Source organism: Halorubrum halophilum, from assembly GCF_000739595.1.
Classification (GTDB): Archaea; Halobacteriota; Halobacteria; order Halobacteriales; family Haloferacaceae; genus Halorubrum; species Halorubrum halophilum.
This window is the reverse complement of sequence record NZ_BBJP01000036.1, coordinates 14,756-31,794: the sequence shown is the minus strand read 5'-3', so window position 1 is coordinate 31,794 and position 17,039 is coordinate 14,756. Positions and strand designations below refer to the sequence as shown.

Annotated in this window: 20 protein-coding genes; 9 read left to right on the top strand and 11 right to left on the bottom strand. The window is 69.0% G+C overall.

Going from position 1 to position 17,039, the window contains the following annotated elements; genetic code table 11:
- Positions 1-19: 19 nt before the first annotated feature.
- The 4 genes from ACP96_RS11990 to ACP96_RS11975 all read right to left on the bottom strand — a co-directional run bounded on the left by ACP96_RS11990 (position 20) and on the right by ACP96_RS11975 (position 3,636).
- Entirely contained in the window at positions 20-394 is a 375-nt protein-coding gene (locus ACP96_RS11990; protein ID WP_050025395.1) for a tautomerase, read from the bottom strand.
- A 320-nt stretch (positions 395-714) separates the two neighbouring features.
- Positions 715-2,091 carry an LLM class flavin-dependent oxidoreductase gene (locus ACP96_RS11985; RefSeq protein ID WP_050033473.1) on the bottom strand — a complete coding sequence of 459 codons (1,377 nt, stop codon included), beginning with the start codon at positions 2,089-2,091 and terminating at the stop codon, positions 715-717.
- Between the two features lie 102 nt (positions 2,092-2,193).
- Positions 2,194-2,601: a CBS domain-containing protein gene (locus tag ACP96_RS11980; RefSeq protein ID WP_050033472.1), complete on the bottom strand. Its 408-nt coding sequence runs from the start codon at positions 2,599-2,601 to the stop codon at positions 2,194-2,196.
- 78 nt (positions 2,602-2,679) lie between these two features.
- Complete coding sequence (locus ACP96_RS11975; RefSeq protein WP_050033471.1) at positions 2,680-3,636, bottom strand: DUF5787 family protein; 957 nt, start codon at positions 3,634-3,636, stop codon at positions 2,680-2,682.
- A 112-nt stretch (positions 3,637-3,748) separates the two neighbouring features.
- Here ACP96_RS11975 and ACP96_RS11970 point away from each other — a divergent pair, with 112 nt between their 5' ends.
- The 3 genes from ACP96_RS11970 to ACP96_RS11960 all read left to right on the top strand — a co-directional run bounded on the left by ACP96_RS11970 (position 3,749) and on the right by ACP96_RS11960 (position 5,672).
- Positions 3,749-4,132, top strand: coding sequence for a hypothetical protein (locus tag ACP96_RS11970; RefSeq protein ID WP_050033470.1), 384 nt, complete (start codon positions 3,749-3,751; stop codon positions 4,130-4,132).
- Positions 4,129-4,746, top strand: a complete 618-nt coding sequence (locus tag ACP96_RS11965; protein WP_050033469.1) for an NUDIX hydrolase — start codon at positions 4,129-4,131, stop codon at positions 4,744-4,746. The genes ACP96_RS11970 and ACP96_RS11965 overlap by 4 nt, the downstream gene beginning before the upstream one ends.
- A gap of 92 nt (positions 4,747-4,838) precedes the next feature.
- On the top strand, positions 4,839-5,672 hold the full coding sequence (locus ACP96_RS11960) for an NAD+ synthase (protein ID WP_050026179.1): 834 nt from the start codon (positions 4,839-4,841) through the stop codon (positions 5,670-5,672).
- Between the two features lie 60 nt (positions 5,673-5,732).
- Here ACP96_RS11960 and ACP96_RS19260 read toward each other — a convergent pair whose 3' ends face one another.
- Together ACP96_RS19260 and ACP96_RS11955 are read right to left on the bottom strand one after the other, a co-directional pair.
- Positions 5,733-5,882, bottom strand: a complete 150-nt coding sequence (locus ACP96_RS19260; RefSeq protein WP_200895717.1) for a DUF7563 family protein — start codon at positions 5,880-5,882, stop codon at positions 5,733-5,735.
- A gap of 189 nt (positions 5,883-6,071) precedes the next feature.
- On the bottom strand, positions 6,072-7,172 hold the full coding sequence (locus tag ACP96_RS11955) for an anthranilate phosphoribosyltransferase (protein ID WP_050033468.1): 1,101 nt from the start codon (positions 7,170-7,172) through the stop codon (positions 6,072-6,074).
- A gap of 314 nt (positions 7,173-7,486) precedes the next feature.
- Between ACP96_RS11955 and ACP96_RS19255 the strand changes: the two genes are divergently transcribed.
- Complete coding sequence (locus tag ACP96_RS19255; RefSeq protein WP_012659337.1) at positions 7,487-7,645, top strand: DUF7317 family protein; 159 nt, start codon at positions 7,487-7,489, stop codon at positions 7,643-7,645.
- A 118-nt stretch (positions 7,646-7,763) separates the two neighbouring features.
- Complete coding sequence (gene ahbB / locus ACP96_RS11950) at positions 7,764-8,822, top strand: siroheme decarboxylase subunit beta (protein WP_050033467.1); 1,059 nt, start codon at positions 7,764-7,766, stop codon at positions 8,820-8,822.
- A gap of 19 nt (positions 8,823-8,841) precedes the next feature.
- On the opposite strand, the gene ACP96_RS11945 is transcribed toward ahbB, so the two are convergent.
- From ACP96_RS11945 to ACP96_RS11935, 3 genes are all read right to left on the bottom strand, one after another.
- Entirely contained in the window at positions 8,842-9,603 is a 762-nt protein-coding gene (locus ACP96_RS11945) for a bacteriorhodopsin (protein WP_050026185.1), read from the bottom strand.
- Position 9,604: 1 nt separating this feature from the next.
- Entirely contained in the window at positions 9,605-11,251 is a 1,647-nt protein-coding gene (locus ACP96_RS11940) for a methyl-accepting chemotaxis protein (protein ID WP_050033466.1), read from the bottom strand.
- Positions 11,252-11,363: 112 nt separating this feature from the next.
- Positions 11,364-11,918 (bottom strand): DoxX family protein, encoded by a 555-nt coding sequence (locus ACP96_RS11935; protein WP_050026187.1) that lies wholly within the window; start codon positions 11,916-11,918, stop codon positions 11,364-11,366.
- A 106-nt stretch (positions 11,919-12,024) separates the two neighbouring features.
- Here ACP96_RS11935 and ACP96_RS11930 point away from each other — a divergent pair, with 106 nt between their 5' ends.
- The 3 genes from ACP96_RS11930 (at position 12,025) to ACP96_RS11925 (ending at position 13,749) form a co-directional block, all read left to right on the top strand.
- The gene (locus tag ACP96_RS11930; protein ID WP_050033465.1) at positions 12,025-12,831 is read left to right on the top strand and encodes an aldo/keto reductase; all 807 of its coding nucleotides are present in this window, start codon (positions 12,025-12,027) and stop codon (positions 12,829-12,831) included.
- A 174-nt stretch (positions 12,832-13,005) separates the two neighbouring features.
- Positions 13,006-13,167, top strand: a complete 162-nt coding sequence (locus ACP96_RS18715) for a hypothetical protein (protein WP_154020463.1) — start codon at positions 13,006-13,008, stop codon at positions 13,165-13,167.
- Positions 13,168-13,305: 138 nt separating this feature from the next.
- Complete coding sequence (locus tag ACP96_RS11925) at positions 13,306-13,749, top strand: DUF5790 family protein (RefSeq protein WP_050033464.1); 444 nt, start codon at positions 13,306-13,308, stop codon at positions 13,747-13,749.
- Between the two features lie 27 nt (positions 13,750-13,776).
- On the opposite strand, the gene ACP96_RS11920 is transcribed toward ACP96_RS11925, so the two are convergent.
- Entirely contained in the window at positions 13,777-14,541 is a 765-nt protein-coding gene (locus ACP96_RS11920; protein WP_050033539.1) for a creatininase family protein, read from the bottom strand.
- A 151-nt stretch (positions 14,542-14,692) separates the two neighbouring features.
- Between ACP96_RS11920 and ACP96_RS11915 the strand changes: the two genes are divergently transcribed.
- Positions 14,693-15,040 carry a DUF5789 family protein gene (locus ACP96_RS11915; protein WP_050026189.1) on the top strand — a complete coding sequence of 116 codons (348 nt, stop codon included), beginning with the start codon at positions 14,693-14,695 and terminating at the stop codon, positions 15,038-15,040.
- A 45-nt stretch (positions 15,041-15,085) separates the two neighbouring features.
- Here the strand turns inward: ACP96_RS11915 and ACP96_RS11910 are convergent, their stop codons facing one another.
- Complete coding sequence (locus ACP96_RS11910) at positions 15,086-17,032, bottom strand: ABC transporter ATP-binding protein (RefSeq protein WP_050033463.1); 1,947 nt, start codon at positions 17,030-17,032, stop codon at positions 15,086-15,088.
- Between the last annotated feature and the right edge of the window lie 7 nt (positions 17,033-17,039).

The following is a 17,039-nucleotide window of genomic DNA, read 5'->3' as shown; positions in this document are numbered from 1 at the left end:
ACCTGCGATTCCGACCCGGTCACTTCCCCGCCCAGTCGCCGCCCACGCGGTCGATCCCCATCATGTCCTCGCCCGCGTGTTCGGTGAACACGACCTTCGCGTTCGGCTCCGGAACGCCGAACTCCGCGACCGCGTGCTCCATCACGGCGAGCGCGAACGCGCGCTTGTACTCGAACGGGCGTCCCTCGCGGATCTCGGCGTCGAGGAACAGCAGGGGCCCGTCGACGGCGCGACCCAAGGCCATCGCCGAGGGATCGAGCTCCGAGACCGTCACCGCGACGTGCCCGGCGGTCGTCTCCATCTCCTCGACGTACCGGTTGGTGACGAACGCCGCGAACGCCTCGCGCTCGGCCGGTGAGAGCGACAGCGTCGTCGAGAACTGTAAAAGCGGCATACGGGACGGTCAACGCCGAGGCTCTTGGGCGTGTCGGCGAGACGAGCGCGCGTCGAGAGAGATCGGTCGCTCTCAGGCGGTGAAAGGAACGAACGGCACGCGCGTGCCGGGAAAAGGTGGCACGCGCGTGTCGTTCAATAGGTCCCCGCTGACGCTTCGGCCCTCCAAGCGAAGCGTCACCTGAATCGATCGGTGGAATCCACTTAAACGTGCCGGGGGCGGCAGAGCTGACGTATTAGCGATCGCCGGGCGGTTCACAACATCGGGCGGAAACACACGCAGTCACCGCTTCGTCGGGTGGTCATCGCGGAGCCGAGTGGTCACCGCCTCGCCGGGTGGTCGTCGCGGAGCCGGGACTGGTCCGTCCCGAGGAGCCGCTCGCGGAGAGTGCCGTCGCCGCGCGGCACCCCGCCCGCGTCGTTCGGATCCGGGACGAGCCCGCGCTCGCGCAGTTCGGGGACGACGAGGTCGACGAAGTCGGTCAGCGAGTCGGGTCGGACGACCTCCTTGACGTTGAAGCCGTGGACGCCGACGTCCTCGTGCCAGTACGCTAGCTCGTCGGCGATCTGTTCGGGGGTGCCGACAATCTTCGGTGAGGTAGTGCCGAGCCCGCAGAACTCGGCGACCTCGCGAACCGTCCACTCGCGGTCCGGCTGGGCCTTCGTGAACGCGTTCATGGTTCCCTGAATCGCGTCGGTCTCGATGTGCTCGACCTTCTGGTCGGGGTCGAGCTCCGACAGGTCCATGTCGAGGAACCCGGAGAGCAGCGCGAGCGTCGCCTCGACGTCGACGTGCTCTTTGTACACCTCGTGTTTCGCCTCGGCGGCCGCCTCCGTCTCCCCGACGATCGGCACGACGCCGATGAAGAATCGGAGGCTCTCGGGGTCGCGCCCGTGGTCAGCCGCGCGCGACTTCACGTCCGTCATGTACTCGCGGACGCCCTCCTCGGTGGGCTGGCTGGCGAACACCGCCTCCGCGTTCGCGGCCGCGAACTCCCGCCCGCGGTCCGACGAGCCCGCCTGATAGATCACGGGCGTGCGCTGCGGCGAGGGCTCGCAGCCGTGGGGACCGGGCACCGAGAAGTGCTCGCCCTCGTGGTCGATCGCCGAGACCTTCTCCGGGTCGGTGTACCGGCCCGCCTCGCGGTCGACCTCAACCGCGTCCTTGTCCCACGACTCCTCCCAGAGCTGGTAACAGACGTCGAGGAACTCGTCCGCGCGGTCGTAGCGCGTCTCCTTGTCCATCCGCTCGTCGAGTCCGAGGTTCTCGGCGGCCGACTGGAGGTACGAGGTGACGACGTTGAGCGCGACCCGCCCGTCGGTGAGGTGGTCGAGCGTGGAGAACTCCCGCGCGAGCTGATAGGGGTGAGTGTAGGTCGTCGAGCGCGTCACGGCGAAGCCGAGGTCGTCGGTGACCTCGGCCATCGCGGGAACGATCAGCTGCGGGTCGCTCGCGGGGGTCTGGACCGCCTTCTCGACGGCCGTCTCGCGGTCGTCGCCGTACACGTCGTAGATCCCGCGCACGTCGGCGAAGAAGACCGCGTCGAAGCCGCCGCGCTCGGCGGTGCGCGCGACCTCGGTCCAGTACTCGCGGTCGGTGTACTCCGGCGACCGGTCGCCGGGATACGTCCACGACCCGGGCGAGACGTGTTCGACCGAGGCCATGGTGAAGAGGTTGAGATGCAGGTGCTCCGACATGGACCGCGATACGCGATTCGCGGGTAATACCCCACAGAAAGGGGCGGCACTTGTCGGGGTCGGGGACGCGGGACGACTACGGCTCCGAAACGGCGGACCGGGCTACGGCGACACCGTCTCCGGCGAGGAGACGTAGGCGGCGAAGTCGGAGGTGGTGATGATCCCGATCGGCTCGTCGCCGTCGACGACGGGGACGTGGTGGAACCCGTGTTCGACCATCGTCGCGGCCACCGCCGAGACGGAGTCCTGTGCGCCGGCCGTGATCGGGTCTCGGGTCATATACCGCTCGACGGTGGTCTCGGCCTTCGGCAGGCTCTTCGCGACGATGTCGACGAAGTCGGTCGTCGTGAGAATACCGACCAAGGCACCGTCGTCGTCGACGACCAGCGCCGAGCTGATGTCGTTGTCGAGGAGGACGGCCGCCGCGTCCTCGACCAGGGTGTCGGGCGTTACGGTGTGAAGCTCGCTCGTCATCAGGCGTGCCACGAACACGTCGTCGATGTCGTCCATACCAATACGTTCCGCCGTCGGCGTATAAAGCGTTGCCACGCGGAGCGGCGACGGGGCTCAGAGGACCCGCGCCGGCGCTCACAGAAATCGCGAGAGTCCCGATTGCCGACGCGGGCCGCCGCCCGCGGGGTCGGCCACCCACGCGGTCCGCTCGTCGCGGAGGCGGTCCCGGTCAGTTTCGGGCGGATCCGCGGGGTCGTGCGAGTCGCAGGTGACGCCGCAGTCGCGTCCGGGATCGACCACCCGGTCGAACCGGTCGCAGTACGGGCGACCGTCGGCCGTCGTCGTCGCGTGCGCGCAGGCCGGGAGGTCCGGGCGCCACCCCTTCCCGTAGGCGCGCTCGGCGATCCGGCGGCGCTTCCGCGCCTTCGCCGCGGGGCCGACGAGCGCCACGTCAGTCCGGAGCCCGCGCTCCTCGCGGATCTCGACGCCGGGCGCGTCGGGATCGAGGGGCGTCGGCTCCCGGACGACATCGCGCTCGCCGGTGTCGGGGTCGAACCGCCAGACCCCGACCGACTCAGGGATCCGGTTGAGGTGCGCGCGGGTGACGTAGGAGGCGGTCGCGAGCACGACCTCGTCGAACAGCCCGAGCGCGACGTCGTACCGCAGTTGCGCCGCCAGATCGCCGGGCGTGCCGAGGTCCGGCTTGTTCTCGATCGCGGTCAGCGAGTCGACCCAGTCGTCGGGGTAGCGGGCGGTCGCGCGCACCACCGGGCGCCCGTCGCGGCGCTCGCGCTCGAGGTAGCCGATCGCGGCCGCGCGCTCGGCGACCGCCTCGGCGCGATCCGGCGGGAGGTCGAACGCCTCCCCGAGGGAGACCGCCTCCCCCGGCCCCACCGTCGCCTCGATCGCGGGGTCCGGGATCCGGTCGGGGGCGATCGCCGCGCGGCGGTCGAACCCCGGGCCGGGCGTAAGCACGCAGACGTCGACGATCCGCCCGCCGGGGTTCTCGATCCCGGCCCCGAGCTGGCGGGAGACGACGCGGTCCGGGGCTTCGAGCGCGGCACACAGCGCCAGCTCGAACCGGAACTCCATGGGCGACGGAGGGCGGCGAGCGAGTAAAACGCGTCGGCGGTGTAAGGGAGAACTGCCGAGATGGACCCACCGGTGTCGAAACCGGTATTCCCCGCCAGCGCCAACCCCGACCATGCGCCGGGTCACCCGGAACCTCCTCGTCGCCATCGCCTTGGTCGCCGTCGCCCTGCTCGCGTTGGGGGCGCTCCCGAGCTACCTCGGGAGCGGCGACCCCTACTACCTCACCGCCGAGCCGATCGAGACGAACGAGACCGCGGCCGACGTGAACAACGTCACCGACCGGCGGTACCCGTTCCTCACGGGCGCGCTCGCGAGCGACGACGGGCGGTCCGACCCGTACCTCGCGGACTCGTACGGGGTGAAGGAGTGGTTCACCCACACCCCGTTCGACGAGGTGGACGCGCTCACCCGACAGGTGCCGGAGGCCGCGACCGACGACGGAGTCCGCGTCCGCCGCGACGGGCGGGTCTACCACGTGGAGGTGATCCAGCCGTGAGCGACGACCTCGACGACTGCGGCGACTGCGGCGACCTCGGCGACCTGCCCGCGTTCGACGACGGACGGAACCACTCGCTGCCCGGCGAGCCGGAGTGGCCGGTCCGGGAGGTCGTCGTCGAGTACGACGAGGGGTGGTTCGTCGGCGGGTACGACCGCGTCGAGCAGCCCGACGGGACGGAGAAGAAGTACTACTGGGCGGAGCTGTCGCCCGCGACGGTCGTGATCGCGGTCGCCGACGACCGCGTGCTGTTCGTGGAGCAGTACCGCCCGACCGTGCGGAACACTCAGTTAGAGCTCCCCGCGGGGATCGTCGAGTCCGGCGAGTCGTACACCGCCGCCGCCGCGCGCGAACTCGCCGAGGAGACCGGGTTCGCGCCGTCCTCGACCTCGCTGCTGCAGGAGGTGTGGTGTTCGACGGGCGTGTTGCGCCACACCCGAGGCTACGTGTTCGCGGAGGGGTTAGAGCCGGTCGACGTCGACCACGACAGCAACGAGTTCCTCGTCCCGCGGACGGTCCCGATCGACGAGGCGCTGGCGGTCGCTCGGGAGCCGCCGACGAACGACGCGACGCTGGAGGGGTTGCTGTTGGCGAGAGAAGAGGGACTCCTGTAGGCCGAAGCGAGGGGCTCCCGTAGAACCCGACGCACGTCCAGTTCCGCGCGACGACGGGGAGGTATTAGTCGTCTCGGTCCCAGACTCCGCCCATGAGCCGGACCTCGGACCAGTCGGTGTTGCTGTCGGACGACCCCCCGCTCGACCTCCGCCTCTCGGACGCGGAGCTGGAGAAGGCCCGCGAGCGCATCGTCTCCTTCATCGCGGATCTCGTCGACGACGCGGGCGCTGAGGGCGCCGTGCTCGGGCTCTCCGGCGGGATCGACTCGACGCTGACCGCTCACCTCGCCGTCGAGGCGCTCGGCGAGGACGGACTGCACGGGATCACGATGCCCGCGAAGGTGAACGACCCCGACGTGATGAGCGACGCCGAGCGCGTCGCCCACGACCTCGGGATCGAGTACGACGTGGTCGAGATACAGCCGATCGCGGAGTCCGTCTTCGACGCCTTCCCCGAGGCCGCCGACGACCGCACCGCCGCGGGCAACGTCTACGTCCGGACCCGCGCGGTGCTGAACTACTTCGTCGCCAACGCCGAGAACCGGGTCGTGCTGGGGACCGGGAACCGCGCGGAGGCGATGACGGGCTACTTCACGAAGTACGGCGATCAGGCGGTCGACTGCAACCCGATCGGGAACCTGTACAAACAGCAGGTGCGCCAGCTGGCCGCGCACGTCGGCGTCCCCCGCGATCTGGTGATGCAGGAGCCGACCGCCGGCATGTGGGAGGGCCAGACCGACGCCGACGAGATGGGACTCGACTACGACACCGTCGACGCGATCCTCGCGGTCCACGTCGACGGCGGGCTCTCGCGGGCGGCGACGGTCCGCGAGCTCGACGTGCCCGAGGCGGCCGTCGACCGCGTGGTCGAACTCTCCGAGCGCAGCGCCCACAAGCGTTCGATGCCGCCCGCGCCCGAGCGCTAGGCTGGGGGTGGCCAAAGGTGATTCGCCGGAAAGGGCCGAAAAGGGACCCGTCAGCGGGATTCAGGCGTTCTGCGCGCGTTCCTTCGCGACCTCCGCGATCCCGGCGTTCGCCGAGCAGTTCGGACACGCGTGTATCCGACCGCGAGGGTCCGAGAACACCCGGGCGAATCGTTCGGAGACGTGCGCCTCGCAGTGTTCACACGTGGGCATAGTGGGGAGCGGTATCGTGGATCATGTTCGGTACACCTTCACTTGGTGCTACACACTCAAGACGGCTTTCCGAATTCTCTCCCAAATTCGACCCAGATCGGTCGATCTGGGCGGTGAAAGGGAGGTAGTAGTCACAGAAAACGATCGATCGGGATCGACGGGGACGGAAAAACGGCGAGAGACGAGAGGTCAGAACTCGCGGAGCGCTTCGAGGACCTCGTGCGCGGAGCCGTCGTCGATGACCTCGCGGGCCGCGTCGAGGCCCTCCTCGATCGAGTCGGCGTCCTCGCGGGCGTAGATGCGGAGCGCGGCGTTGACCGCGACCGCGTCGGCGAAGGGGCCGTTGCGCTCGCCGGTCAGCACGTCCTCGGTGATCTCGGCGGACTCGGCCGCGACGTCGTCGACCGCGAGGTCCGCCTCTTCGAGGTCCATCCCGTACTCCGCGGTCTCGATCTCGAAGTCGTCGAAGGAGGCGCCCTCGCTGCCGGCGTCTCCTCCTTCCTCTCCCCCAGCCGCGTCCCACTCGGCGACCGTGGTGTAGCCGGGCCGCACGTCGTCGTACCCCTCCATCCCCTGGAACATCAGGACGCGGTCGAGGTCGTGGAACTCGCTTTCGACGAACGTGTCGACCACCTTCTTCGCGAACGCGAGGTGGTAGAAGGAGCCGAGGTGGACCGACGCCCCGGCGGGGTTCGCGAGCGTCTCGATCGTGTTGACGAACGTCCGGACCCCCATCATGTCGCGCCGGTCGAACAGGTCGTCGATGGCGGGGTTGAAGGCGGGCTGGTAGTAGAAGCCGAAGCCGGTCTCGTCGACCATGTCGGCCGAGTCGGAGGGCGTCAGCTCGGTGTGAACGCCGAGTTCGTCGAGGACGTGCTTGTACGCGTCCTGCTTCTGAGTCGGCACGCGGTCGCCGGAGTGGACCACGACGGGGGTGCCCGCGGCGGCCGCGACGACGCCCGCCGCGACGCCGAGGATCGCGGTCCGCCCCTTCCCGTCGTAGTTGGCGCCGCAGTCGACGGGGTCGGCGTCGGGCTCGGCGTACTCGACGCGGTCGCACATCACGTCGACGTACGCGCCCAACTCCTCGGGCGTGTTCCGCTTCCAGCGGTTCGCGAGCCAGAACGCCCCGAGCGTCGTCGGGTCGGGCTCGTCCGCGAGAACTCGCTCGAACGCCTCGGTCGCCTGCGCGCGCGTGAGGTCGTCGGCCGACTTGTGGCCGGAGCCGCAGACCTCGGTCATCAGCCGCTTGAGGGGCCAGTCGCCGAACTCCTGAGTCGCCTGAGCCATACGCCTCGTTCGTGACCTCGAACGAAAAGTCCCCCGCTCGACTCCCGACCGCTGGGAAGGGACCGGTCCGATGCGCCCGGAGAGACGGGGCCGAGTCGCCGCCCGGCTCGAGGTGCGCGCAAGCGACGAACGCCGCGAGCGGGCCGATTTACACCGATCCCATGGTACTCGATCACATATTATGAAAATACGTCTGTCTAGTTCTAAATCAGTTTTTACTAAATACAGTCAGCTATACCAACAATATACTCTGTACTCTCCCACAAAAGGCGTTAGAGTTATATGTTCGTCCACCTAGTGAACAGTTGTTCCCGATGACATCCAAATCCGTCGCCACCGCACTCACGCTGTATCGCGCCCGCACACTGACGCTCGAACAGGCCGCGACCGTCGGCGGCTGCTCGACGGCGCAGCTCGAGGAGAGCGCCCGGGCGTTCGCGCCGACGCCCGGCGAGACCCCCGCTGACGACTGACGCCGCCGTCGACGACGACCGGTTCGCCATCCCCGCTGACGACCGAACGGTCCGGATCCCCCGATCCCACTGAACTGTCTCCGAAACCCGTAGGTACGCGCGACCCCTTATCCGGGTAATGAGTCTGGACGCCGACTGGCGGGCCGATCTCGACGCGGTCGACGCGGCCCTCATCGACGAGTACCAGAGCGGCTTCCCCGTCGAGCCACGCCCCTTCGAGCGGGTCGCCCGCGAGATCGCGGCCGAGACGGGCGTCGACATCGAGGGTGACGAGATTCTCGACCGCGTCCGCGACCTCCGAGAGCGCGGCGTGTTCCGGCGATTCGGGGCGGTTCTCAATCCACCGGTGATCGGCTCCTCGACGCTCGCGGCGGTGCGTGCGCCCGACGAGCGGTTCGACGAGGTCGCCGAGGTGATCAACGGCTACCGGCAGGTGAACCACAACTACCGGCGCGACCACGAGTGGAACCAGTGGTTCGTCGTCACCGCGGGCTCTCGGGAGACGCGCGACGCGATCCTCGAAGAGATCGAGGAGCGAACCGGCTGTGAGGTGCTGGCGCTTCCGATGCTCACGGACTACTACATCGACCTAGAGTTCCCGGTGGTGAACGGGGATCGGTTCGCGCGAGAATCGCTCGAAGAGACAGCGGTCTCCGCCACCCGTATCTCCGAGAACGCCCGCGGCGATCTCACGCCCCTCGAAGGCGACCTCCTCTTGGCGATCCAAGACGGCTTTCCCCTGACTTCGACCCCCTACGCCGACGTGGCGAGCGAGATCGACGCCCCCCTCGACGACACCCTCGCGGCGGTCGAGCGCCTGCTCGCGGACGGCTGTATCAAGCGGATCGGCTGCGTCGTCAACCACGTCGTCACCGGGTTCACGAACAACTGTATGGTCGTCTGGGACGTGCCCGACGACGAGCTCGACGAGCGCGGCGAGGCGGTCGGGAGCCTCCCGTACGTCACGCTGTGTTACCACCGGCCGCGCCGGAGGGACCAAGACTGGGAGTACAACCTGTTCACCATGATCCACGGCCGCGAGGCCGAGGCCGTCGACGCGAAGATCGACGAGCTGGCGGCGGAGTACCTCCCGTTCACTCACGAGCGGCTCTACTCGACGGAGACGCTGAAACAGACCGGCGCGCGGTACGAGGACCTCGTCGCGGACGGCGAGTAGGCCGAAAAGGGAGCGCGGCTCAGTCGTCGCCGAGGACGGTCGTGTGCTCTTCAGCGCTCGGATCCGCGGCGTTCGGGGAGACGAATTCGTCTCGGTCGCCGAGGCGGTCGAGCGCGTCGGCGCCCGCGACCGCGACGACGACGAAGCCCACCTTCGAGACGACGTCGAGGTAGACGAACACGAGCATCTCCGTCGCCGGCGTCAGCAGGCCGAAGCCGGTGGGCGCGAGCAGCCACACGACCGGGTACAGCGTCCACAGCACCACCGTGATGTTCCGGAGCGTGCCGAAGACGGCCCGGACCCGATCCCCCTCCGCCGAGGCCGACCGCGGGAGCGAGACGAGCAGGCCGTAGACGAGCCCGAGGTACGCGACCCCGGCGACGCCGAAGGCGACCCACGAGACCGTCCCGCTGGTGGCGGCGGCGGTGATGCCGCCGGCGATGATCACCACGTCGACCCCGATCAGCCCGGCGAGCACGCGCCGGGACGGCCGGGCGAGCAGCCCGAGGTAGAGGAGGAGGAGCGGCGTCGTCAGGAGCCAGTCGACGTACCGAGCGATATCGAGCTCTCCGGCCGACAGCGAGACGCTGCCGAACCCGAGCGCCATCAGGAGGTACGCGACCGCCGCGATGCCGGTGACCCCGGCGAGCGTCGCGTAGTAGACGGCGTGCGACTCGCCGGTCTCCGACGACCGAGAGACCCACGCCCACAGCGGGGGGATCGTGCCGGCGCCCATCGCGAGCACGCCGATCCACGCCCAGACGGCGGTGTCGACGAGCATCTCAGTTCACCCCCTCCCCGTCCGGGAAGTCGAAGGAGCCGTCGTCGGTCCCCCCGTCGGAGACCGCGGTGGTAGCGTTGCCGCCGTCCCCGTCGCCCGCGGCGCCGGACGCGGCGCCGAGGCCGTCGTCGGCCGCGAACTCGAAGTCGTCGACCGCGTCGCGCAGCGCGAGCGCGCGGTCCGAGAGCGACCCGGCCGCGGTCTCGACCGCGCCGAGCGTCCGTTCCTGTTCGTCGACCGCGCCGGTCACGTCGCCGGCCGCGCTCGCGGTCTGTGCGCTGATCGCGGAGACGTCCTCGACGTGCCCGACCACCGCGTCGACGGAGTCGGCCTGCGTCTCGGTCGCTCGGGTGATCTCGGTCATGCTCGTGTCGGTCCGCTCGGAGGCCTCCGCGAGGCGTTCGAGGGCGTCGATCGAGGTCTCGACCGTCTCGACGCCGGCGGAGATCCGCTGTTCGGTGCGCGCCATCGCGTCGGCGCCCGTCTCCGCGCGCTCCTGCACGGAGTGGATCCGGGCTTCGATCTCGCTCGCCGATTTCTGCGTCTCCTCGGCCAGCGCCTTCACCTCCTCGGCGACGACCGCGAAACCGGCACCGTCGGCGCCGGAGCGGGCCGCCTCGATGGAGGCGTTCAGCGCGAGCAGGTTCGTCTGCTCGGCGATCTCCGAGATTGTGTCGACGACCTCGCCGATCTCCTCGACCTCCTCGGCGAGCGCCTCGACCTCCGCGGTCGTCTCCGCGGTCGTCTCCTCGACCGCGTCCATCTCCGCGAGCGCCTCCTCGGCGGCCTCGCGGCCCTCCTCGCCGACCGCGGCGGCGTGTTCGGCGGTCTCCGCCACGTCCGTGACGGTGGACGCGACCTCCTCGGCCGAGGACGCGAGGTTCTCGGCCTCGTCAGTCGCCCCCTGTAGGTCGTCGCGCTGGGTGCGAGCGCCCTCGGCGATCTCCTCGACCGCGTCGCTCACGGTCCCGGTCGTCGCCCGCAGGTCCTCCGTGCGGTCGTCGACGGTACCGGCCACGTCGGCGGTGTCCTCGGCGACGGTCGCGACAGAGGCGACCGTCCCCTCCAGCTCGTCGGCCATCTCGTTGAACGCGGCGCCGACCCGTGCCATCGCGTCGTTGTCGCCCTCGGGATCGACGCGCTGGGTCAGGTCTCCGTCCGCGAGCGCGCGCATCGCCGACTCGTACTCGGTTGCCTTGCGCTCGACCGTCTCGGCGCGTTCCGTCGCCTCGCGTCGCGCCCGCTCCGCCTCCTCGCGGGCCTCCTCGGCGTCGTCGATCTCGGACCGGAGCGACGACCGCATGGCGTCGAACGCCTGAAACAGCCGCCCGATCTCGTCGGTTCGTCCCGTCTCCAGCCGCACGTCGAGATCCCCCTCGGCCATCCGCTCGGCCTTATCAGTGAGCTGTCGCAGGGAGATGATCGTGTTCGATCCGACGGTGACGCCGATGAGCGCGAGCCCGATCACCGTCAACAGCGTCATCCCGACGAGCCCGGAGCGCACCGCTGCGCCCGCGGCCCCGGCCTCCTCCGCGCGGAGGTAGACGATGACCCCGTATGAAACTGAGACCCCCATGACCCCGATCAGTGACAACGCGAGCTTCGCGCCGTAACTGGACCGGATGCCGGAGGACGATCCCTCTTGCATAGTGTATTGGTTGGCAGGGACCGTACCGGCATAATAACTGCCACCCGAATATTAGTGATGATAACGGAGTTCGTCCGCTGAGACCGTCGTTAGCGTGGAAGCGGAGGGCATCTCACCCAAGGAGGTATCGCGTCCACGGGTACCGCTCGACGAGGGGCTGCCCGCCGACCTCGTACCCTTCGACGATCGAGTCGAGTCCGAGGATCCGGCCGGCGCCGAAGGCGGCGACCGAGAGGAAGACGAGCATGTACGCGAAGTCGCCGTTGATGTAGCCGTGCGAGATGTCCCAGTTTCCGAGGTAGAAGAGGAGCATCATGAACGCGCCCCAGAAGGCGGCGAGCCGCGTGAGGAGTCCGACGATAACGCCGAGCCCGATGAGGACCTCGCCCCACGGCACCGCGACGTTCACGAAGTCGACGAACATCGCGTTCTCGCCCATCGCGGCGAACAGACCAGCGGCCGGGCTACCGTTTGCCGCGGGCGCGTTCTGGAGGTATCCCGCGGCGCTAAACTCGCCGCTGAGAACCTTGTCGAGGCCGCTCTGGAAGAACGCGAGCCCGATCATCAGCCGCAGCGCGAGGATGAACCAGACGCTGAGCGTGTGAAGCTTCCCTTCCACCGAAACGCCACCGATCGTGCTTCGCAGCGCGACTTCTTTCGTTGACATACGTCTCTGAGTCCACGGGAGGGTTTAAAAATGACACAGGATTCTCGGGGGGTGCGAGCCGCTCGGGACCGGTACGTTGAGGGCGCCGCCGCCCGCGTGGGAAGACATGGCGAACGCCTTCGACAGGCTCGGGTACGGGACGTACAAGCTGGCGGACGGCGAGGAGTGCGTCACCGGCGTCGCCCACGCGATCGAGACGGGGTACCGGCATATCGACACCGCGCAGGGGTACGACAACGAGGCGTCGGTATCGGCGGGGATCGACCGGACCGACGCCGACCGCGACGACCTGTTCGTCGCGACGAAGCTCTCGACGGACAACCTCTCGTACGACGACGCGACCGCGACCGCACGGGTGAGCCGCGACCGGCTCGGCGTCGACTCGATCGACCTGCTGTACGTCCACTGGCCGATTAACACCTACGACCCCGAGCAGACGCTACCCGCGCTCGACGACCTCGTCGACGAAGGAGTAGTCGACCGAATCGGACTCTCGAACTTCCGACCCGACCAGCTCGACGAGGCCGTCGAGCGGCTGGATCACGACGTGTTCGCGCATCAGGTGGAGTGTCACCCGCTGCTCCAACAGGAGGCGCTGCGCGAGCGCGCCGCCGAACACGACCACTGGCTCGTCGCCTACTCGCCGATCGCGCGCAACCGCGTCGCCGACGTGGACGTCTTAAAGGAGATCGCTACGAACCACGACGCGACCCCGGCGCAGGTGAGCCTCGCGTGGCTGCTCTCGAAGGAGCGCGTCGCCCCGATCCCGAAGGCCGCCGACTTCGATCACGTCGAGGACAACTGGGCGGCCCGCGAGATCGACCTGACCGCCGACGAGATCGCGCGGATCGACGCGCTCGACCGCGGCGAGCGGATCGTCGACTTCGAGGAGGCGCCGTGGAATCACGCGTGAACCCGCCGCGGAACGGCGTGTGAGCCGGCAGCGATCTCACAGTGTGAGCCGGCAGCGATCTCACAGTGTGAGCCGGCAGCGATCTCACAGTACTATATAGCCGTACAGCGCCGTACGAGCGCCTATACGGACCTCATAGTCGGTTTTACGTGACGCGCCGCCGATCCCGTACCCGTGACCGACGCCAAAACGAACACCTCCGGGCGACCCGCGCTGCTGACCGCGACGCCGAGCGCCGAGCGCGTGGGGCGGTGGCTCCGGACGCTGGCGCTGCTGGCCGGCGTGCTCGGCCTGCTGGTCGGGTTGTTCACGTTGGAACTCGTCGGTCGGCTGTGATCGACTGCGGTCCGGTCTCTTCCAGAGCGGAACTGAACGTCCGGGGTCACCGAACCGGACCGCAGACGCCGCGTCGGCTCGGGTTTCACTTCCGCTTTCGGGCGCGTTTTTAAAAGGCGCCGGCACGACGACTCGGGTATGGCCCAGTCCACGTTCGACGACGACGACCTGTTCGGCGAGGCCGCCGAGGAGACCCGTGCCGAGGTCCGCGAGCACCTGCAGGCCGCGCGCGCGGAGCTTCCCGACGCCGACGCGGTGTGGGAGACGGACGCGGACAACGTGCTCGGCGCGCTCAACGGACTGAAGTCCGCCCTCGACGTGGGGGACGCGGTCGAGAGCGTCCGCTCGGCGAAGAAGGCGTACGTGCTCGGCGAGCGCGCCGACGCCTTCGAGGACGCCGACGATTTAAAAGCGGAGATCGAGGAGCTGGAGTCGCTCGTCGGCGACATCGAGGCCGCCGCCGAGGAGGTCGGCTCGCTCACCGGCACCGTCCCCGCGATCCGCGGCGCCCTGCAGGACGCGGCGGAGGCGGACAAAAGCGAGGCGGACGAAGCGGACGAGAGCGAAGAAGACGAGGAGTAGCCGCGCTCGACGTCGCCCCTGTCCCTTTTAAACAGACTCCCGCTCGACGACCGCCGCCGCCAGCTCCGCGAGCGCGTCGCTCGCGAGGTCTAAGAGCTCCTCGCCGCGCTCGGCGTCGCCCGCGCTCGGGTCGCCCACGACGCCGTTGTCGGTGAACTCGTCGGAGTCGTGCGCGAGGTTCACCCCGGAGACCCACTCGCCCCACCGGTCCGCGGCGCCCTCGCGGGCAGCCCCGATCCGGTCCTCGCGGACGAGCGCCGGGTTCGTCGCGCGTAGCAGCGCCGTCTCCAGCGGGCCGGCGTGGCCCATGTCGCCGGCGTGCTCGCCGACCGCCTCGAACCACGTGAACGCGACCGCGTAGCCGTCGTGGGCGTCGTCGCGCGAGAACTGGCGGGCGACCTCCGCGAGCGCCGCCACGTTGCCGCCGTGGCCGTTGGCGAAGATGATCCGATCGATCCCGTGGGCCGGCAGCGACTCGGCCGCCTCGCGGACGTACGCGCGGAAGGTGTCCGGCGAGACCCACATCGTCCCGTCGAACGCGCGGTGCTCCTCGGCGACGCCGACGGGGATCGGCGGGGCGACGGCGGCTTCGCCCGCGGCGTCGGCGTCGGCGGACGGTTCGCCCGCCGCCTCGTACGCCGCCGCGCCCGCCTCCGCGACCGCGACCGCGTCAAGCGTGTCGGTCCCGAGCGGCGCGTGGGGGCCGTGCTGTTCGGTGCTACCGACGGGGACGAACGCGACGTCGACGTCGGCGTCTCGCACGTCGGTCCAGGTTGCGTCCGCGAGTCGCATACCGGGTCGTCGGCGGGACGCGTCGTATAAGCGACGGTCCGCGGTCGGGCCGGGAGGCGGGTCGAACGCGCTCGGTCCGAGCGCGCCGGCGCGACGGAACGCGTTCCGACCGAGCGGGGGAATTAATCCGACGGGCGACGAGAGCCCATCCATGGGCACTGACAACGAGAACCAAGCCCGGGCGTATGGGGTCACGTTCGGGCCGTTGAAGCGGGCGCTCCGCGAGCATCAGTATCCGGTGTCGACCGGCGAACTGATCGAGCAGTACGGGGGGTTCGAGCTGGAGACCGCGGCGGGCGGGCGGCGGCTGGAGTCGGCGCTGCAGGAGTGTGAGACGACCACGTTCGCCGAGCCGTGGGAGGTCCGGGACGCGATCCTCGGCGGACTCGACGACGACGCGGTGATCGGGTATCACGGCGAGCCGGTGGAGGGGAAGAGCGACGACCGCGACGCGCCGGAGATCGACCGAGCGGGCGACTGGAGCCGGCTGTCGGAGTAGCCCACCGCGCTTGATACCTCCTCAGTTGTCGTCGCCATCGGCGCCTCAGTCGTCGTCGCTTTCGGCGTCCTCGATCATGCGCGCGGTGCGCTCCTGCGCGCGGTCGATGAACTCCTGCGGGAGCTCGTCGATCTCGCCGGCCTGCACGCCCCAGAGGTGCGCGTACAGCCCGCCGTTGTCGAGCAGCGCGGCGTGACTGCCGCGCTCGACGACCTCGCCGCCCTCCAACACGAGGATCGTGTCGGCGTCCTTGATCGTCGAGAGCCGGTGCGCGATCGCAAAGGTGGTGCGGTCGGCCGTGAGCCGGTCGAGCGAGCGCTGGATCAGCATCTCCGTCTCGGTGTCCACGTCCGAGGTCGCCTCGTCGAGAATGAGGAGGTCCGGGTCTTTCAGCACCGCCCGCGCGATGGTGACGCGCTGGCGCTGGCCCCCCGAGAGCTTCACGCCGCGCTCGCCGACCATCGTGTCGTAGCCGTCCGGAAGGTTCTCGATGAACTCGTGGGCCTCGGCGGCCCGTGCGGCCTCGCGGACCTCCTCGTCCGTCGCCTCGAAGGTACCGTAGGTGATGTTCTCGCGGACGGTCCCGTAGAACAGGTACGACGACTGCCCGACGTAGCCGATCGACCGGCGGAGCGACTTCAGCGTCACGTCGCGCACGTCCTGCCCGTCGATCCGGATCGAACCCTCGTCGACGTCGTACATCCGGAGCAGGAGTTTGAGGACGGTGGACTTCCCAGCACCGGTCGGACCGACGAGGGCGAGCGTCTCGCCGCCCTCGACCGCGAAGTCGACGTCGGAGACAATGGTCTCCTCGTCGTAGCCGAAGCTCACGTCGTCGTAGACCACGTCGCCGTCACCGATGGTCAGGTCCTCGGCGTCCGGGTCCTCGGCGAGCCGCGACGGTTCGTCCATCAGCCCGAAGATCCGCGCGGAGGAGGCGCGGGCGCGTTGGTACATGTTGATGATTTGCCCGAACTGCGCCATCGGCCAGATGAACCGCTGGGTGTAGAGGATGAAGACGACGAACATCCCGACCGAGAGGTCGCCGGTGAACGGCCCCGGCGGGGTGTCCTGAAACACCCAGAGCCCGCCGATGACGAACGTGATCACGAAGCCGATGCCGGCGAGCACGCGGAGCGCGGGGAAGAACTTGATGCGGGTCGTGATCGCGTCCCAGTTGGCGTCGAAGTAGTCCATCGACACGTCGTCGACGCGGTCGGACTCGTACGGCTCGGTGTTCGACGACTTGATCACCTGAATGCCGCCGAGGTTGTTCTCGAGCCGGGAGTTCATCTTCCCGACCGACGAGCGCACCTCGGCGTACTTCGGCTGGATCGTCTTGATGAAGAGGTAGGTGAACCCGCCGATGATCGGGACCGGGAGGAGCGCGACGAGGGCGAGCTGCCAGTTGATCCAAAAGAGGAGCGCGCCGATGCCGACGACCATCACGGACAGCCGGAACAGGGAGTTCATCCCATCGTTTAAGAACCGTTCGAGCCGGTTCACGTCGTTCGAGAGGATAGACATCATCTCGCCGGTCTGCTTGTCGGAGAAGAACTCCATGTTGAGCCGCTGCATCTTGTCGTAGGTGTCGGTCCGAACGTCGTGCTGGATGTGCTGCGCGAAGGCATTGAACCCCCAGTTGCGGATCCAGTGGAACCCGGCGCCGATGCCGAACGCGCCACCGATGACGGCGATGGTGAACCAGAACTGCGCCTCCTGTCCCGTCGGGAGCCACGCGTCCGGGAGGACGACGAGCGGGATCTGCTCGCTGAACAGGGCGTCCTCGTAGAACACGGCGTCGATAGCGATCCCGAGCATCAGCGGCGGGAGGAGGTCGAGCAGCCGCGCGAAGACGCTGGCGAGGATGCCGACAGAGACCTGGGGGAGGTAGTCGCGACCGTACGCGAGGAACAGCCGTTTCATCGGGTTCTCGATCTTGTCCCGCTGTTCCTCGAAGGGGTCGTCGTCCTCCCACTCGGCGCTACTCATTACTGCA

Excerpts from the sequence above, each read along its gene's own strand:
- ACP96_RS11980 (WP_050033472.1), bottom strand. The coding sequence starts at position 2,601 with ATGGACGACATCGACGACGTGTTCGTGGCACGCCTGATGACGAGCGAG.
- ACP96_RS11960 (WP_050026179.1), top strand. The coding sequence starts at position 4,839 with ATGAGCCGGACCTCGGACCAGTCGGTGTTGCTGTCGGACGACCCCCCG.
- ACP96_RS11925 (WP_050033464.1), top strand. The coding sequence starts at position 13,306 with ATGGCCCAGTCCACGTTCGACGACGACGACCTGTTCGGCGAGGCCGCC.
- ACP96_RS11920 (WP_050033539.1), bottom strand. The coding sequence starts at position 14,541 with ATGCGACTCGCGGACGCAACCTGGACCGACGTGCGAGACGCCGACGTC.
- ACP96_RS11955 (WP_050033468.1), bottom strand. The coding sequence starts at position 7,172 with ATGGCTCAGGCGACTCAGGAGTTCGGCGACTGGCCCCTCAAGCGGCTG.
- ACP96_RS11970 (WP_050033470.1), top strand. The coding sequence starts at position 3,749 with ATGCGCCGGGTCACCCGGAACCTCCTCGTCGCCATCGCCTTGGTCGCC.
- ACP96_RS11945 (WP_050026185.1), bottom strand. The coding sequence starts at position 9,603 with ATGCTCGTCGACACCGCCGTCTGGGCGTGGATCGGCGTGCTCGCGATG.
- ACP96_RS11940 (WP_050033466.1), bottom strand. The coding sequence starts at position 11,251 with ATGCAAGAGGGATCGTCCTCCGGCATCCGGTCCAGTTACGGCGCGAAG.
- ACP96_RS11915 (WP_050026189.1), top strand. The coding sequence starts at position 14,693 with ATGGGCACTGACAACGAGAACCAAGCCCGGGCGTATGGGGTCACGTTC.
- ACP96_RS11910 (WP_050033463.1), bottom strand. The coding sequence starts at position 17,032 with ATGAGTAGCGCCGAGTGGGAGGACGACGACCCCTTCGAGGAACAGCGG.
- ACP96_RS11975 (WP_050033471.1), bottom strand. The coding sequence starts at position 3,636 with ATGGAGTTCCGGTTCGAGCTGGCGCTGTGTGCCGCGCTCGAAGCCCCG.
- ACP96_RS11990 (WP_050025395.1), bottom strand. The coding sequence starts at position 394 with ATGCCGCTTTTACAGTTCTCGACGACGCTGTCGCTCTCACCGGCCGAG.
- ACP96_RS11935 (WP_050026187.1), bottom strand. The coding sequence starts at position 11,918 with ATGTCAACGAAAGAAGTCGCGCTGCGAAGCACGATCGGTGGCGTTTCG.
- ACP96_RS11985 (WP_050033473.1), bottom strand. The coding sequence starts at position 2,091 with ATGTCGGAGCACCTGCATCTCAACCTCTTCACCATGGCCTCGGTCGAA.
- ahbB (WP_050033467.1), top strand. The coding sequence starts at position 7,764 with ATGAGTCTGGACGCCGACTGGCGGGCCGATCTCGACGCGGTCGACGCG.
- ACP96_RS11930 (WP_050033465.1), top strand. The coding sequence starts at position 12,025 with ATGGCGAACGCCTTCGACAGGCTCGGGTACGGGACGTACAAGCTGGCG.
- ACP96_RS19260 (WP_200895717.1), bottom strand. The coding sequence starts at position 5,882 with ATGCCCACGTGTGAACACTGCGAGGCGCACGTCTCCGAACGATTCGCC.
- ACP96_RS19255 (WP_012659337.1), top strand. The coding sequence starts at position 7,487 with ATGACATCCAAATCCGTCGCCACCGCACTCACGCTGTATCGCGCCCGC.